Genomic DNA, 15381 nt, shown 5'->3' on the forward strand with positions numbered 1-15381 from the left:
CGAAGGCGGACAAGGCAATTGAGGCCCGTGCACCGGGTCGTCAGCTGCGATTGTTCGGAGCCTAGGCCCGCCTTCAACAAAACGTCAATGTAGGAAAGTACGATGAGTCAGGCCTGGAGGAGATCGGCCGCCAGCCGCTCCCCCGCGACCTCGGCCAACTCCCCCGCCTTGGTCATGGAGTCCCCCGGCTGTTCGGCCAGGTCGGTCAGCGCGTACGCCGCGGCGAAGCCGGCCGCCCGCCACTGGGGCTCGGAGAGCTCCAGCCGTCCGGCCACGGCGGCCACCCGAACCCCCGCCCGAGTGGCCGCCGCGGCGACACCGGCGGGGGCCTTGCCGTGCAGCGTCTGCGCGTCCAGGCATCCCTCACCGGTCACGACGAGTCGTGCCCCACGCACGGCCTCGTCGAAGCCCAGCAGTTCGAGCAGCAGCTCGATGCCGGGTCGCATGGTGGCGCCGAGCAGGGCCAGGGCGGCGAAGCCGACCCCTCCTGCCGCCCCGGCGCCGGGGGCGTCCCGGAAGTCCCGGCCGCTGACCTGGCGGACTACGTCCGCCCAGCGGGTCAGGCCCTCCTCCAGGACCACCAGGTCGTCGCCGTCGGCACCCTTCTGCGGGCCGTAGACGGCGGTCGCGCCGCGCGGGCCGAGCAGCGGGTTGTCCACGTCGCAGGCGACCACGACCTGGACGCCCTTCAGGGTGTCGGCCAGCGCGCCCGGGTCGATCCGGTCCAGCTTGCGCAGCGCGGCCCCGCCCGGGGCGAGTTCGATGCCGTCGGCGTCGTAGAGGCCGACCCCGAGGGCCTGGACCATGCCGGCCCCGCCGTCGGTGCTGGCGCTGCCGCCGAGGCCGAGCACGATCCGCTTGGCCCCGAGGCTGACGGCCCGTCCGATCAGGGTGCCGACGCCGTAGGAGCCGGCCGCGAGCGGCGCGGTGCGGCCGCCGGGGAGCCGGGCCAGGCCGCTGGCCTGGGCCAGCTCGACCACGGCGGTGTCCCCGCGCAGGGCGATCGCGGCGTCCACCGGGAGGCCGGTCGGACCGGCCACCTTGACGGCGACCCTCTTGAAACCGGCGGCCAGCGCGGCGGCCAGGGTGCCCTCGCCGCCGTCGGCGACCGGGAGTTCACGGATGTCCGCACCGGGGGCCACCCGGCGGATGCCGGCCGCGATCCTGGCGGCGACCTCGGCGCCCTCCAGGGTGCCCTTGAACTTGTCAGGGGCTACCACGATGTGACCCATGGGGACTCTCCGTTGCTCGCGCTCGATACGTCGTCAGGCCGATCATCTGCCCGGAACCGTCCGGGTGCGACCCCCTCCCCGCCGTTCCCCCCGCTCCGCTTCCGACGTACGGGGGGCTCCCCTCGGCGGGGAGGGGGCCGGGCGGCGCTGATGTTCGGAACGACCGAAGAACCGAACGCGCCGCCGGCTTGGAACGGTCGGCGGACGGGCGATGAGCACCAACCCGTCTGCCGACCGAACCGTGGCCCCCTGGCGGCGCGGGCACGACCGGACAGGTACACGCCGCCAGGGGGAGCTATGGGGTTACTTGACCTCGCGGCCCGAGAGGCGCTCGACGCCGCGCAGCAGGGCCGAGTGGTCCAGCGAGCCGTCGCCGTTGGCGCGGGCCGAGGCGACCAGCTGGGCCACCACGGCGCCGACCGGGAGGGCCGCACCGACGGCGCGGGCGGCGTCGGTGACGATGCCCATGTCCTTGTGGTGCAGGTCGATCCGGAAGCCCGGGGCGAACTGACGGTCGATCATGTTGGCCTTCTTGCGGTTCAGCACGGTGGAACCGGCCAGACCGCCGCCGAGCACGTCGAGCGCGGCCGGCAGGTCCACGCCCGCGTTCTCCAGGAAGACCACGGCCTCGGCCAGCACCTGGATGTTGACCGCCACGATCAGCTGGTTGGCCGCCTTCACGGTCTGGCCGGCACCGGCCGGGCCGACGTGGATGACGGTGGTGCCGAGCGCGTCGAAGAGCGGCTTGGCCTCGGCGAAGTCCGCCGCGTCGCCGCCGACCATGATGGAGAGCACGGCCTCGACCGCGCCGGCCTCGCCACCGGAGACCGGGGCGTCCAGGGTGCGGACGCCCTTCTCCTTGGCGGCCGCGGCGACCTTGATCGAGGTCTGCGGGGTGATGCTGGACATGTCGATGACCAGGGTGCCCGCGGCCACGTTCTCGAGGACGCCGCCCTCACCGAGGATGGCCTGCTCCACGTGCGGGTCGGCCGGGACCATGGTGATGACGACCTCGGCGTCCTTCACCGCGTCGGCGATCGAGGTGGCACCGTGGCCGCCCGCCGCCACCAGGGCGTCGATCTGGGGCTGGGTCAGGTTGTAACCGGTCACGTGGTGGCCGGCCTTGACCAGGTTGGCGGCCATCGGGCTGCCCATGATGCCGAGGCCGATGAAGGCGATCTTGCGGCTCATCGCGATACGTCCTTTTGGTGCGGGGGAAATGAGGGTCAGTTGGAGCGGAGCTCGCGCGGGAGCCACTCGAAGCTGTCGGCGGAGACGCCGGTCGACGGCTTGTACTCCAGGCCGATCCGGCCGGTGTAGCCGGCGGCGGTCAGGCGCGAGAACAGGTCCTCGAAGTCCAGCTCGCCGGTGCCGGGCTCGTTGCGCGCCGGGGTGTCGGCGATCTGCACGTGGCCGATCCGGTCGGCGTACTTGGTGATCACCTCGGCCAGGTCCTCGCCGTTGCGGGCCAGGTGGTAGAGGTCGCAGAGGAACTTCGCGTTCCCGAGGCCGGTGGCGGCGTTCACCTTGTCCACCACCTCGATCGCGGCCTCGGCGGAGAGCAGCGCGTACGCCGGGGACTCGACCTTGTTGAGGGTCTCGATCAGCAGCACGGCGCCGATGGAGTGCGCGGCCTGGGCGGCCAGGGTGAGGTTCTCCAGCGCGAGCTCGTCCTGCTCGGCGGCGGGGACGCCCTCCACCCGGTTGCCGTAGAGCGCGTTGAGCGCCTTGGTGCCCAGCGACTCGGCGAGCGCGACGGTCACCGGCAGGTTCTCCCGGAAGCGCTCGCGCTCGGCCGGGAGGGAGACGGTGCCGCGGGAGCCCTTGGTCAGGTCGTCCAGGAAGTTCAGGCCGGTGAGCTGCACGCCCGCGTCCGTGAAGGCCTTGCGGAGCGCGTCCAGCTCGGCCTCGGACGGCGTGTGGTTCTCCCCGAAGGGCCACCAGAGCTCGGCGGCGGTGAAGCCGGCGGCCGCGGCGGCGGCGGGGCGCTCCAGGAGCGGGAGCTCGCCGAACAGGATCGACAGGTTGACCGTGTAGCTGTGCTGGGAAGCGGCAGTCACGCCCATCACCTTTCACTCTTCCATTCCACAACTTCCATGATGCGGAAGAGGGATTCTGTCTGGTGGAAGCATGCCCGGCGATTCGATGGACCGTCAAGACCGCCGCAACATTTTGTTGAAGTACTCGACCCCTTCCGCCAAAACGCCTGGTCGATAGAGTGACCGGGTGCGATTGATGGTGGAGTTCACGACAGAACCGTTCGAGCGGGACACGTTCCCCGAGCACGCCGAGGCGGCCCTGAAGGCGGTGACCGACGCCGGACTCGAGGTGGCGGTCGGCCCCTTCGGGACCGACGCCCGGGGCGAGGCCGAGGACGTCGTCACCGCGGTGACCACGCTGCTGCGCGAGACCCTGGCGGCCGGCGCGACCCGGATCTCCGTCCAGGTCAGCGTGCTGGACCAGGAAGTGGAAGGAGGGGGTAGCGCGTGAGCGAGGCCCTGGAACACCCGCTGGCATCGGCGATAAAGCCGCTGCTGGAGGCCGTCGGCGCGACCGAGGTCGCGCTCGACGAGGCCCGTCCGGACGACGTGGTGCTGGAGTGGGACGGCCGGGCGGCGATCGCCGTCCGCCTGCCGCACCTCAGCAGCGCGTTGGACCGGCTGCTGACCGAGATGACCCGTCAGTTCGACGGCCGTCCGCTGACCGAGCTGGACCGGTACGAGAAGCAGCGCGTGGTCGCCCTCCTGGAGGAGCGCGGCGCCTTCACCGTCCGGCACGGCGTGGAGACCGTCGCCAGCGCCCTCGGCGTCAGCCGGTTCACGGTGTACAACTACCTGAACCGACAGGACGGCTCGAAGGGCTGACCTGACGGACCCAGTCTCGTCGCCACGACGGGCCGGGCACACTTGGCGAATCGCACACCAAAAGGGCCGGTCAGAGCACCTGGCCCAAAACGTAACCACCAACAGTTCAACAAAGTGTTGACGGCTACGGGTGGCGGATCTAGCTTTTCCGGGTGGCACCACTCTTCAGGAGGCCCACCCGTGACCAGCCCCATCGACGCTCTTGACGCTCTGGCGGCGGCCCCCGCCGCCGAGCTGACGGAGACCCTGCTGGAGATCTGCTCCAGCCCCAGCTGGGCCGCCTTCGTGGCGGAGACCCGGCCGTGGTCCGACCGGGCCGAGCTGCTCGCCGCCAACGAGGCGGCGATGGCGAAGCTGACGGTCGAGGACCTGAACGACGCGATGGCCGGCCACGCCCGGATCGGCAAGCCCAAGTCGGGCGACGCCACCTCCGAGCGGGAGCAGGCCGGCATCCGGGGAGTCGACTTCGCACTCCTCGACGAGCTGCACGAGGCGAACGCCGCCTACGAGGCGAAGTTCGGCCACGTGTTCCTGATCTGCGCGACCGGCCGCACGGCCGACACCATGCTCACCGCGCTCCGCGGGCGCTTCCCCAACGACGCCGCCACCGAGGCGGAGATCGTCCGGGGCGAGCTGCGCAAGATCAACGACATCCGGATCAACCGACTGCTGGACGAGCCCCCCGGCTCCTGACAGCACGTCAACTCCTGCCATCAGTAAGGTCATTCAACCCATGACTGGCATCTCCACGCACGTGCTCGACACCAGCCTCGGCCGTCCGGCCGAGGGGGTTCCGGTCGAGCTCGCACTGCACACCGAGGGTGGCTGGCAGGTGCTCGGCACCTCCGCCACGGACTCCGACGGCCGGGCCAAGGACCTGCCGGCCGTGGAGGCGGGCTCGGTCGTCCGGCTGCTCTTCGACACCGCCGCGTACTACGCGGCGAAGTCCGAGGAGCCGCCGTTCTTCCCCGAGGTCTCGATCGTCTTCACGGTCGCGCCCGCGCAGCACCACTACCACGTGCCGTTGCTGCTCAACCCGTTCGGATACTCGGTCTACCGCGGAAGCTAGTAGACCGCTGGAACCCTTAGGAGCCGTCATGGCCCACGTGCTCGGTCAGAACCAGTACGGCAAGGCGGAGAACCGCATCGTCCGGGTCTACCGCGACTCCACCCGCCACGAGATCAAGGACCTGAACGTCTCGGTCGCCCTGCGCGGCGAGTTCGACGACGTCCACCTCACCGGCTCGAACGCCAACTGCCTGCCCACCGACACCACCAAGAACACCGTGTACGCCTTCGCCAAGGAGTACGGCATCGAGTCGGCGGAGGCCTTCGGCATCCTGCTGGCCCGCCACTTCGTGGACGACACCGAGCGCGGCGTGGTGCACAGCGCCCGGATCCGGATCGAGGAGTACACCTGGGACCGGATCAAGACCCCGGACAACTCGGCCCGCTTCATCGGCTCCGAGGAGGTCGGCCACTCCTTCGTCCGCAACGGCGGCGAGGTGCGCACCAGTGAGATCGTCTACGACGGCACCACCGTCTCGGTGATCTCCGGCCTCAAGGACCTGACCGTCCTGAACTCCACCAACTCGGAGTTCTGGGGCTACATCAAGGACAAGTACACCACCCTCCAGGAGGCGTACGACCGGATCCTCGCCACCCAGGTGACGGCCCGTTGGAAGTACTCCTTCGACGGCACCGAGGGCTCGGCCGAGCCCAATTGGAACCGCTCGTACCAGCACGTCAAGCGCCACCTGCTGGAGGCGTTCGCGGAGACCTACTCCTACTCGCTGCAGCAGACCCTGCACTCGATGGGCACCCGCGTGCTGAACAACCGGGCCGAGGTGGACGAGGTCCGCCTGGAGCTCCCGAACAAGCACCACTTCCTGGTGGACCTCTCGCCCTTCGGCCTGAAGAACGAGAACGAGGTCTACTACGCCGCCGACCGGATGTACGGCCTGATCGAGGGCACCGTGCACCGCGAGGGCGTCACCCCGGTCATCCCGGTCGCCTGATCGCCGAACCGAGGCACCGTCATGACCGCCGTCCAGCACCGCTGCACCCACCGGCCGCACCCGGCCGGACGGTGCCGGACGGCCCGCTCCGCCCGCTCCACCTGTTTCTCCACCCCCACCTACCGGAGATCGTGCTCGCCTCGCGGCGGCCGGCCCGGGGACCTGGAGAAGCACCCCGAGGGACCCTTGCACCGCCGTCCCGCCCTCGGGCATTCTCCAGCGCCACGGGCACGCCGGGAGTCACGAGCACAAGAGGGGCTCGACATGGCACTCCCCAACACCCGTACCACTGACGGCGGTTCCACCCCAGACGGGCCTGTACGGCCGGCCGGGGTGTCGACCAACCTCCCCGACACCCCGGCCGGCCGTACGGTCCACCCCGTGGACGAGCTGCTGCCGACGGTGAAGCTCTTCACCACCGGACTCCAGCACGTCGCCGCGATGTACGCGGGTGTGGTCGCACCCCCGCTGATCGTCGGCGCCGGTGTGGGTCTCTCCCCCACCGAGCTCGCCCTGCTCATCTCGGCCAGCCTGTTCACCGCAGGCCTGGCCACCCTCCTCCAGACGCTCGGCGTCTGGAAGATCGGCGCCCGGCTGCCGTTCGTCAACGGCGTCTCGTTCGCCGGCGTCGCGCCGATGCTGGCGATCGCCAAGGAGCACGGTCCCCAGGACGCGCTCCCGGTGATCTTCGGCGCGGTGATCGTCGCGGGGATCCTGTGCTTCCTCGCGGCTCCGTACTTCTGCAAGCTCATCAGGTTCTTCCCGCCGGTCGTGCAGGGCACCGTGATCACCCTCATCGGGGTGTCGCTGCTCCCGGTGGCGGTCAACTGGGCCCGCGGCGGCACCCCCGGTGCCCCCGGCTACGGCTCCGTGAAGGCCATCGGCCTCGCCGCGTTCACCCTCACCGCGGTGGTGCTCTGCAACAAGCTGCTCCGCGGGTTCTGGCAGCAGCTCTCGCTGCTGATCGGCCTGGCCATCGGCACCGCCCTCGCCTTCCCGCTCGGGCTGGCCGAGTTCGGGGCGGTCTCGCAGGCCAAGGTCTTCGCCCTGCCCTCGCCGTTCCACTTCGGCGCCCCGGTCTTCGAGGTCACCGCGATCGTCTCGATCTGCATCGTGATGGTCGTCTCGATGACCGAGTCCACCGCCGACATGCTGGCCCTGGGCCGGATCGTGGACCGCGAGGCGGACGAGCCCACCCTGGCCGCCGGCCTGCGGGCCGACGGGCTGGCCACCGCGATCAGCCCGGTCTTCAACGGCTTCGCGGCCAGCGCCTTCGCCCAGAACATCGGGCTGGTGGCACTGACCAACATCCGCAGCCGCTTCGTGGTCGCGGCCGGCGGCGGGATCCTGATCCTGCTCGGGCTCTTCCCGGTGCTCGGCTCGGTGGTCTCGCTGGTGCCCTCGCCGGTGCTCGGCGGCGCCGGGATCGTGCTCTTCGGCACGGTGGCGGCCAGCGGCATCCGGACCCTGGCCGAGGCGGGGATGGAGTCCAGCGCCAACACCATCCTGGTCTCCGTCTCGCTCGGGGTCGGCATCATCCCGATCGCCGCCCCGACCTTCTACGACGCCTTCCCGGAGGCCGTCCGCACGCTGATGCACTCCGGGATATCCGCCGGCTGCGTGCTGGCCGTCCTGCTCAACCTGCTCTTCCACCACGTCGGTGCCAACCGCTCTGCCCCGCAAGGCGGTTCGCACGGCGCGGCGGCGTCAACGGCGACGCCGTCCTGACCGGTGCGGGGCGCACAGCGCTCACTGCGCGCCCCGCACCCTCCCCCCATAGGAGACACACCATGGCAGTCCAGCCCCCGCCCGCCGACCAGCGGATCGTGATCGAGAACGTCGCGATCGCCACGGTCGACGCCAACGACACCGAGTACGCCCGGGGCCACGTGGTGGTCCTCGGCAACAGGATCGAGTCGGTCGGCGCGGGCCCCGCCCCGGCGTGGCTGGACAACGTGGTGCGCCGGGTCAACGGCGAGGGCCACCTGGTCACCCCGGGCCTGGTCAACACCCACCACCACTTCTACCAGTGGATCACCCGGGGCCTGGCCCAGGACAACATCCTGTTCGACTGGCTGGTGGCGCTCTACCCGACCTGGGCCCGGATCGACGACAAGCTGGTGCACGCGGCCGCCCAGGGCTCCACCGCCGCGCTGCTCAAGTCCGGCTGCACCACCGCCTCGGACCACCACTACGTCTTCCCCAAGGACGGCGGTGACATCCTCGGCGCCGAGATCGAGGCCGTCCAGGAACTGGGCATGCGCTTCACCGCGCTGCGCGGCTCGATGGACCGCTCGCAGAAGGACGGCGGCCTGCCGCCGGACCACGCGGTGGAGAAGACCGAGGACATCCTGATCGCCTCCGAGGCGGCCGTCGACAAGTACCACGACGCCTCCTCCGACTCGATGCTGCAGATCGCCATCGCGCCCTGCTCGCCCTTCTCGGTCTCCACCGAACTCATGCGCGAGGCCGCCCTGCTGGCCCGCCGCAAGGGCGTCCGCCTGCACACCCACGGCTCCGAGACGGCCGAGGAGGAGGCGTTCTGCAAGGAGCTCTTCGGCATGGGCCCGACGGACTACTTCGAGTCCACCGGCTGGCTAGGCGAGGACGTCTGGATGGCGCACTGCGTCCACATGAACGACTCCGACATCGCCAAGTTCGCCGAGACCGGCACCGGCGTCGCGCACTGCCCGTCCTCCAACGCCCGCCTGGCGGCCGGCATCGCCCGGGTCCCGGACATGCTGACGGCCGGCGTACCGGTCGGCCTCGGCGTGGACGGCACCGCCTCCAACGAGTCCGGCGAGCTGGGCACCGAGCTGCGCAACGCGCTGCTGATCAACCGTCTGCACGGCAGCCCGAAGGCGCTCACCGCCCGCTCGGCGCTGCGCCTGGGCACCATGGGCGGCGCCCGGGTGCTGGGCCGTCAGAACGACATCGGCTCGATCGAGGTCGGCAAGCTGGCCGACCTGGCGCTCTGGAAGATCGACGGCGTGATGCACTCCTCGATCGCCGACCCGGTCGCCGCCCTCACCTTCGGCGCCCTGCCCCCGCTGGCCCTGCTGCTGGTCAACGGCAACCCGGTGGTGGAGAAGGGCCTGCTCACCACCGTGAACGAGGACCGGATCGCGCAGAACGCGGCCCGCGCCGCCCGCGAGCTGGCCGCGCGCGGCTGATCCCCCCTCAACTCCGGGACCGCGTCAGGGACGGCGCGGCGCCCGGATCCACCCCCCGGGGTGGAGGCGGCCCCGGACCCACGGCGAGGATCCGGGGCCGTCCCGTGCCCCCACGTTGCCACCGCGCCCCGGACCGTGCCAGGCTGACGGCCTTTCGAACGGTTCGACGGGGGCCCGGTGCGTTCACTCCTGCTGCTCCCGATCCGGCTGCGGTCCGCCCTCGCTGCAGCACTGGCCACCGCGCTGGTGCTCGGCACGGTCACCTGGTGGATCGGGGAGCAGACCTACCAGCAGGGCCTGCCGTCCGCGAAGCTGGCAGCCCTCAAGGACGCCATCGTGCTGGACGAGGCGGTGCCGGCGGCCGAGTGGGAGCAGGCCCTTCGCTTGAAGCACCCCCAGACCTCGTACGTGCTGCTGCTGGCCGACGGCACCTGGGCCCGTCACGAGGTGATCGGCGACCTCGACGCGCTGCGTCCGCTGCTGCCTCCCAAGCCGCCCGTGCCCGACCCGGGCGACCCCGTCGGCGCCACGGTCCTCCGCGGCCGCAGCGACGAGGTGGCGGTACACCTCCCTCCGGACATCTCCGTGGTCATGCCCAACAGCCCCCAGCTCACCCCGGGCAGCCGGGACGTGGTGTTCCAGCGCTACCTCGGCCAGGTCTGGGACGCCAAGGCGCTGGAGGCCCTGACGGGGCGTCCGAACCTCCCCGCCCAGCAGGTCACCACCTACGTCCTGGTGAACGACAACGCCGCCCGGGAGAACGCCACCGCGCTCACCACCGCGATGCTGGGCTACGTGCTGCCGCTCGGATCGCTGTTCGTGGGGCTGGTCGCCTGGCTGGTGGTCGGCTACGCGCTCCGCCCGGTGGAGGCGATCCGGCGTCAGATGGCCCGGATCGGCGGCGGCGACCTGCACGAACGGGTGCCCGTGCCGCCCGCCCGGGACCAGATCGCCGGCCTGGCCGCCACCACCAACGAGACCCTGGACCGGCTGGCGGACGCGCTCGCCGAGCAGCGCCGGCTGGTCGCCGACGCCTCGCACGAACTGCGCACCCCGGTCTCGGTGCTGCGCGGCTCGCTGGACGTCGCGCTGGCCCACCCCGAGCGGGCCGACTGGCCCGAGGTGGCCCGCACGGCCGTGGCCGGGGCCGAGCGGCTGGAGCGCCTGACCGCCGACCTCCTGCTGCTGCACCGGGTCGACGAGCGGGCCGCCGATGGCCGGCTCACCCCGCTGCACGACCTGATCACCGAGCTGGTCGCCGAACGGGCCTTCCTCGGCCGGCCCCCGGTCGAGGTGCTCGCGCTGGACGAAGTGCTGCTCCCCGCCGGGGAGTCGCTGCTCGGACGGCTGGTGGGCAACCTGCTGGACAACGCCGAACGGTACGCCGCGTCGCGGATCACCCTGGCCCTGCGGGTCACCGGCGGGACGGCCGGGCTGACCGTGGCCGACGACGGCCCGGGGATAGCGGCGGCCGACCGGGAGCGGGTCTTCGAACGCTTCGTCAGACTGGACGAGTCGCGGGACCGCCGGCACGGCGGCTCGGGCCTCGGTCTCGCCCTGGTCCGCGGCATCGCCGAAGGCCTGGGCGGGACCGCCACCGCCGTGGCCCCCGCCGCCGGCCGGGGTGCCGAACTGCTCGTCAGGATCCCCGTCCCGCCCGTTGCCGACGCCCGCCCGCACTCCGCCTAGTGCCGTGCCCGGCAAGGTTTGCCTTGCCGGGCACGGCACTAGGCTGGCCGGATGCGACTGCTGTTGGTGGAGGACGAGGACGAGCTGGCCCGCTCGCTGAGCCAGGGCCTCCGGGCCGAGGGCTACACGGTGGACGTGGCCGGCGACGGCCTGGAGGGCCTGGCGCTGGCCGAGAGCGGCGGCTACGCGGCCGTGGTGCTGGACCTGATGCTGCCCGGGCTGAACGGCTTCCGGGTCTGCCGGCGGCTGCGCGAACGCGGCTCCACCGTCCCGGTGCTGATCCTGACCGCGAAGAACGGCGAGTACGACGAGGCCGAGGCGCTGGACAGCGGGGCGGACGACTTCCTCGGCAAGCCCTTCTCCTACGTGGTGCTGACCGCCCGGCTGCGGGCGCTGATCCGCCGGGGCGCGGCCGGCCGCCCCGCGGCCCTGACGGTCGGTGACCTGACGGTGGATCCGGCCACCCGGCGCTGCCGGGTCGGCGGCGCCGAACTGCACTTCACCGCCAAGGAGTTCGGCGTACTGGAGTGCCTGGCCCACCGGGCCGGGCTGGCCGTGCCGAAGACCGAGATCCTGGACGCCGTCTGGGACCACGCCTTCCGGGGCGATCTGAACATCGTCGAGGTGTACGTGGCCGCGCTGCGCCGCAAGCTGCTGGCCGCCCAGGCCCGGTGCGGCATCGACACCGTCCGGGGCGTCGGCTACCGGCTGGCCGAGCGGCGCGAACTCCGTTGACAACTCCCCCGCCCTGACCCAGAGTTCCAGCAGCACGGCGAGCTCCGGGGGTGCGGCATGGGCGACGGGGACGACCACGACTACCCGACCGACGTGGACGAGGACGGGGTGACCGAGCTCGTCGTCCACGGGGTCGGCGGCGCCGGGCCGGCCGAGGTGCTGGACGACCCGGAGGCCCGGCAGGTGACCGGCTCCAAACTGGCCGGGATCTGGCGCGGGCGGGACGCCCGGCCGTCCGGGCGGCACCGCGAGGTCTACTCCTGGGGCGGGCTGACCTCGCGCTCCTGGGCCACCGCGCTCTGGTTCCTGCTGCTGCCCTTCGCCTTCGTCAACACGGCCGGCTGGATGGCCCACGGCGGGCCGCGCCAAGTCCGCTTCCAGCAGGCCATGGTGAGGATCATCGCGCTCTGCGTCACCGCCACCTACCTGCTCTTCCTCACCCACGTCCTGGTCGACCAGGCCGCCTGGCAGTGCCTGGCCGTCGCCAACTGCCGCGCCCAGCCGTTCTGGCACGCCCTCCAGCTCCAGGGCCGCCCCTACGTCGCGGTCGCGGTGGCCGCGCTGCTGCCCGCCCTGCTGGTGCTGCTGCTGCACCTCGGCACCAGCCCCAACCGGCGCTGGGAGGCCGGGGACGGCACCGGCGGCGAGAACGACCGCCCCGCCCACAGCGACCTGGCCCGGGCCGAACTCACCGACCCCGGCTTCTGGGAGGGCGGCGCCTACTCCACCCGCTACCGCACCGTGCACACCTGCTCGGCCCTACTGCTGCTCGCCCTGGTGCTGCTGCGCACCGCGCGCACCGGCGGCCGGGCCGGCGGGCCGCTGACCGCCCTCGAACTGCTCACCGTGCTGGGCCTGTTGCTGTTCGCCGCCGCCGCGCTCGGCGACCGGCCGCGGGCCCGGCTGGCCGGCAGCCGGACCTCCCGGCGGGTGGCCTGCACCTCCACCACCGTGCTGCTGGCCGCCGCGATGCTGCTCTGCGCCGTCCAGCCGAGCTCCCGCCGGGAGGGGGCGGCCGGGGTGAGCGGGGCCGCGATCGGCACCCCTGACCTGCTGGAGCTCTTCAACCTGCTGCTGTTCGTGCTCTACACCGCCGCGGTGGCGATGCTGGCCTGCGCCTGGTGGGCCAAGGGCTCGGCCGGGCAGCGCGGCCTGCCCCGGCTGCCGCCCTCCTTCACCACCGTGGCGGTCAGCGGCGGGCTGCTGTTCGCGATCTGGTCCGGGGTGGCGCTCTCCGCCGCGCACTGGCTCAGCCCGCCCGGCGAGAAGGGCGCGGCCGCGGTGACGCAGGTTCAGATCCTGCCCGGCTCGGAGGTGCTGGCCAGGTTCAGCATCGACGGGATGGTGCTACTGACGGCCTGGTTCGGCCTGGTCTGGTTCTGGCACCGGCTGCGCCACCCGGTCGGCCTGGAAGGGGAGTTGGACCTCTGGGAGCAGCGCGGCCCAACCCTGCGGCTGCGCGCCCCCGCGCCGCACCCGGAGAGCCCGCGCGGGCTCTGGCTGGCCGAGGTGCTGCGGCGCAAGCGCAACGGCGAGCTGCTGCTGCGCCGGATGGAGGGCCTGACCTCCGGCGCCGCCGTCCTGCTCGGGGCCTCGGCCATCGCCTTCGGCCTCAGCTACGGCCTGGCCTGGAGCGGCGGGCCCAAGCCGGACCCCACCCGGATCTGGACCGGGATCCCCGCGCCCAGCGCGGCGCTGGCCGGGACGATCCTGGTGCTGGGCCCGGTGCTGCTGCTCCTGCTGGTCCGTCAGTCCCTGGCCGACCAGAACACCCGCCGGGTGGTCGGCATCGTCTGGGACGTCGCCACCTTCTGGCCCCGCGCCTTCCACCCGTACGCGCCGCCCAGCTACGCGGAGCAGGCGGTGCCCCAACTCGCGGAGCGGGTACGGCACCTGACCTCCCGGGGCGGCTCGGTGGTACTGCTCGGCCACAGCCAGGGCGCGGTGATCGTCACCGCCACGGTGGCCCGGCTGGCCGGCACCGCCCCCGAGACCGGCGAGCGCCTCTCGGTGGTCACCTACGGCAACCCCGTCCCCCGCCTCTACCGCCGCTGGTTCCCCCGCCACCTGGCCGACACCGCCACCGCCACCCGCCTGGCGGGCTTCCCGGTCCCCCCGCGCTGGTCCAACTTCCACCGCGCCACCGACCCCTTCGGCGGCCAGCCCCTCACCACCCCCGGCATCACCGACGTCTGGCTCCCCGACCCACCCACCGCCGAACGCCGCCCCGGCAGCGACCTCCCGGTCATCCGGGGCCACCACCACCGCGGCTACGTCCGCCAGTCCGAGTTCACCACCCACCTGGACACCGAGACCACCCGCCTGACCGGCCCCTGACGTGCTGTCAGCGGGTGCGGGTAGCCTGCCGGGCATGAAGCACACCACCCAGCGCCTGGTCGACGGCGTGATCCACGCGTACGACCTCACCAGCGGGCCGGGCGAGCTGGCCCCGGTCGCCCGGTACACGCCGGCGGTCGGGGACGAGCCGGTCTCGACCACCGTCACCGCCGACCTGCGGCGGGCCTGCTACGCGACCCTGAACGCCGTGGTGTGCGTCTCGGCCGACGGCGCCGAGCTCTGGCGCCACCCGCTGGAGCCGCACTCCTCCAGCCGGTACGGCCACCGGCCGAACTGCGCGTACGCCCCTGACGAACGGACGGTCTGGGTCTACCGCCCCGACGCAATGGCCGAGCGCTGCCAGCGGGACCACTGGATGGTCCTGGACGCCGTGACGGGCGAGCAGATCGACCAGGTCGGGCTGGACACCGTCGGCCACGGCGGCTCGCAGTACTTCCACCCCACCGACGGCCACGTCCTGCTGGAGATCGGCGAGGGCCAGGACGGCGTGGTCACCTTCCGGGCCCGCCTGGTCGGCGGCCGGCTCGAGGTGGTCCGCTACCCCTGGGACGACCGCTGCCTGATGGACCTGTCGCCCGACGGCACGCAGTTCATGACAGTGGATCACAGCCAGAACGACGTCACCTTCCACCGCTACCCCGGTGGCGAGGAGCTGCTCACCCTGGCCGTCGACGCCTTCGGGCCCGACCCGGAGGACGGCTTCGTGGAGTGGAACGGCGGCTACCTGACCGACTCCACCGCCGTGGTCACCATCGCGGGCGAGGACGAGGAGACGGAGGAGGAGTGGCACCGCGACCACGTGGTCGACCTGACCACCGGCGCCGTCAGCGCGTTCGCCTCCGGGAGTACCCACGCCTACGAGACCACCCCACTGGGCGACGGCAGTTGGCTGCTGGACGGCCCGGTCAGGCGGTGCGCCCCAGCGTAGCCAGGTAGGCGCGCCAGCCGCCGAAGTCGGTGATCTCCTTGTGGACGCCGCGCTCCAGCTGGCCGCGGGCCAGGAGCATCGAGAGGCAGGCCGAGCCGTCGGCCAACTCGATGACGCCGAGCTCCAGTTCGGCGGGCTCGCCGGGCAGGATGACGTCGCGCAGGTGGGCCAGGTCGACCTCGTAGAGCTCGCCCTCGATGGCGGTGGTGACCGCCGGGTCGGGGAGCAGGCCGGGGCACTCGTCGCGGATGGAGAAGAAGCGGTAGCCGGGGGCGGTGGTGACGGGGCCGAGCAGGGCGTCGGCGACCGAGGCGTGGAACGGGCCACCGACCATGGCCTGGCCGTTGAAGAAGATGCGGGCCACTGCGTGGACTTCCTTCCGTG

Annotated in this window: 15 protein-coding genes; 11 read left to right on the forward strand and 4 right to left on the reverse strand. The window is 72.3% G+C overall.

From position 1 onward, the window contains the following. Positions 1 to 107 precede the first annotated feature (107 nt). The 3 genes from ACZ6ZR_RS03465 to ACZ6ZR_RS03475 form a co-directional block, all read right to left on the reverse strand. The gene (locus ACZ6ZR_RS03465; RefSeq protein ID WP_465638916.1) at positions 108 to 1232 is read right to left on the reverse strand and encodes a glycerate kinase; all 1125 of its coding nucleotides are present in this window, start codon (positions 1230 to 1232) and stop codon (positions 108 to 110) included. A gap of 303 nt (positions 1233 to 1535) precedes the next feature. Then, positions 1536 to 2423 (reverse strand): 2-hydroxy-3-oxopropionate reductase, encoded by an 888-nt coding sequence (locus tag ACZ6ZR_RS03470; RefSeq protein WP_465638918.1) that lies wholly within the window; start codon positions 2421 to 2423, stop codon positions 1536 to 1538. 35 nt (positions 2424 to 2458) lie between these two features. After that, entirely contained in the window at positions 2459 to 3298 is an 840-nt protein-coding gene (locus tag ACZ6ZR_RS03475; RefSeq protein WP_465638920.1) for a TIM barrel protein, read from the reverse strand. Between the two features lie 169 nt (positions 3299 to 3467). Between ACZ6ZR_RS03475 and ACZ6ZR_RS03480 the strand changes: the two genes are divergently transcribed. From ACZ6ZR_RS03480 to ACZ6ZR_RS03530, 11 genes are all read left to right on the forward strand, one after another. After that, complete coding sequence (locus tag ACZ6ZR_RS03480; protein ID WP_465639194.1) at positions 3468 to 3722, forward strand: thiamine-binding protein; 255 nt, start codon at positions 3468 to 3470, stop codon at positions 3720 to 3722. Further along, the gene (locus ACZ6ZR_RS03485; protein ID WP_465638922.1) at positions 3719 to 4096 is read left to right on the forward strand and encodes a helix-turn-helix domain-containing protein; all 378 of its coding nucleotides are present in this window, start codon (positions 3719 to 3721) and stop codon (positions 4094 to 4096) included. Before ACZ6ZR_RS03480 ends, ACZ6ZR_RS03485 begins: the two co-directional genes overlap by 4 nt. Positions 4097 to 4276: 180 nt before the next feature. Further along, positions 4277 to 4789, forward strand: coding sequence for a 2-oxo-4-hydroxy-4-carboxy-5-ureidoimidazoline decarboxylase (uraD, locus tag ACZ6ZR_RS03490; RefSeq protein WP_465638923.1), 513 nt, complete (start codon positions 4277 to 4279; stop codon positions 4787 to 4789). 40 nt (positions 4790 to 4829) lie between these two features. After that, positions 4830 to 5165 (forward strand): hydroxyisourate hydrolase, encoded by a 336-nt coding sequence (gene uraH, locus ACZ6ZR_RS03495; protein ID WP_184912256.1) that lies wholly within the window; start codon positions 4830 to 4832, stop codon positions 5163 to 5165. A 28-nt stretch (positions 5166 to 5193) separates the two neighbouring features. Then, positions 5194 to 6114 (forward strand): factor-independent urate hydroxylase, encoded by a 921-nt coding sequence (gene pucL, locus ACZ6ZR_RS03500; RefSeq protein ID WP_465638926.1) that lies wholly within the window; start codon positions 5194 to 5196, stop codon positions 6112 to 6114. A 264-nt stretch (positions 6115 to 6378) separates the two neighbouring features. Then, on the forward strand, positions 6379 to 7842 hold the full coding sequence (locus ACZ6ZR_RS03505) for a nucleobase:cation symporter-2 family protein (RefSeq protein WP_465638928.1): 1464 nt from the start codon (positions 6379 to 6381) through the stop codon (positions 7840 to 7842). Positions 7843 to 7904: 62 nt separating this feature from the next. Then, positions 7905 to 9287 carry an 8-oxoguanine deaminase gene (locus ACZ6ZR_RS03510; protein ID WP_465638930.1) on the forward strand — a complete coding sequence of 461 codons (1383 nt, stop codon included), beginning with the start codon at positions 7905 to 7907 and terminating at the stop codon, positions 9285 to 9287. Positions 9288 to 9464: 177 nt separating this feature from the next. Next, entirely contained in the window at positions 9465 to 10976 is a 1512-nt protein-coding gene (locus ACZ6ZR_RS03515) for a sensor histidine kinase (RefSeq protein ID WP_465638932.1), read from the forward strand. 51 nt (positions 10977 to 11027) lie between these two features. Continuing rightward, entirely contained in the window at positions 11028 to 11711 is a 684-nt protein-coding gene (locus ACZ6ZR_RS03520) for a response regulator transcription factor (protein WP_465638934.1), read from the forward strand. 57 nt (positions 11712 to 11768) lie between these two features. Then, positions 11769 to 14048 (forward strand): PE-PPE domain-containing protein, encoded by a 2280-nt coding sequence (locus tag ACZ6ZR_RS03525; RefSeq protein ID WP_465638936.1) that lies wholly within the window; start codon positions 11769 to 11771, stop codon positions 14046 to 14048. 34 nt (positions 14049 to 14082) lie between these two features. After that, positions 14083 to 14997 (forward strand): hypothetical protein, encoded by a 915-nt coding sequence (locus ACZ6ZR_RS03530; RefSeq protein ID WP_465638938.1) that lies wholly within the window; start codon positions 14083 to 14085, stop codon positions 14995 to 14997. Here the strand turns inward: ACZ6ZR_RS03530 and ACZ6ZR_RS03535 are convergent. Further along, entirely contained in the window at positions 14975 to 15361 is a 387-nt protein-coding gene (locus ACZ6ZR_RS03535) for an allophanate hydrolase-related protein (protein WP_465638940.1), read from the reverse strand. The two genes, ACZ6ZR_RS03530 and ACZ6ZR_RS03535, sit on opposite strands and share 23 nt — an antisense overlap. Positions 15362 to 15381: the final 20 nt, after the last annotated feature.

It is taken from the genome of Kitasatospora sp. NPDC088742 (assembly GCF_055584905.1).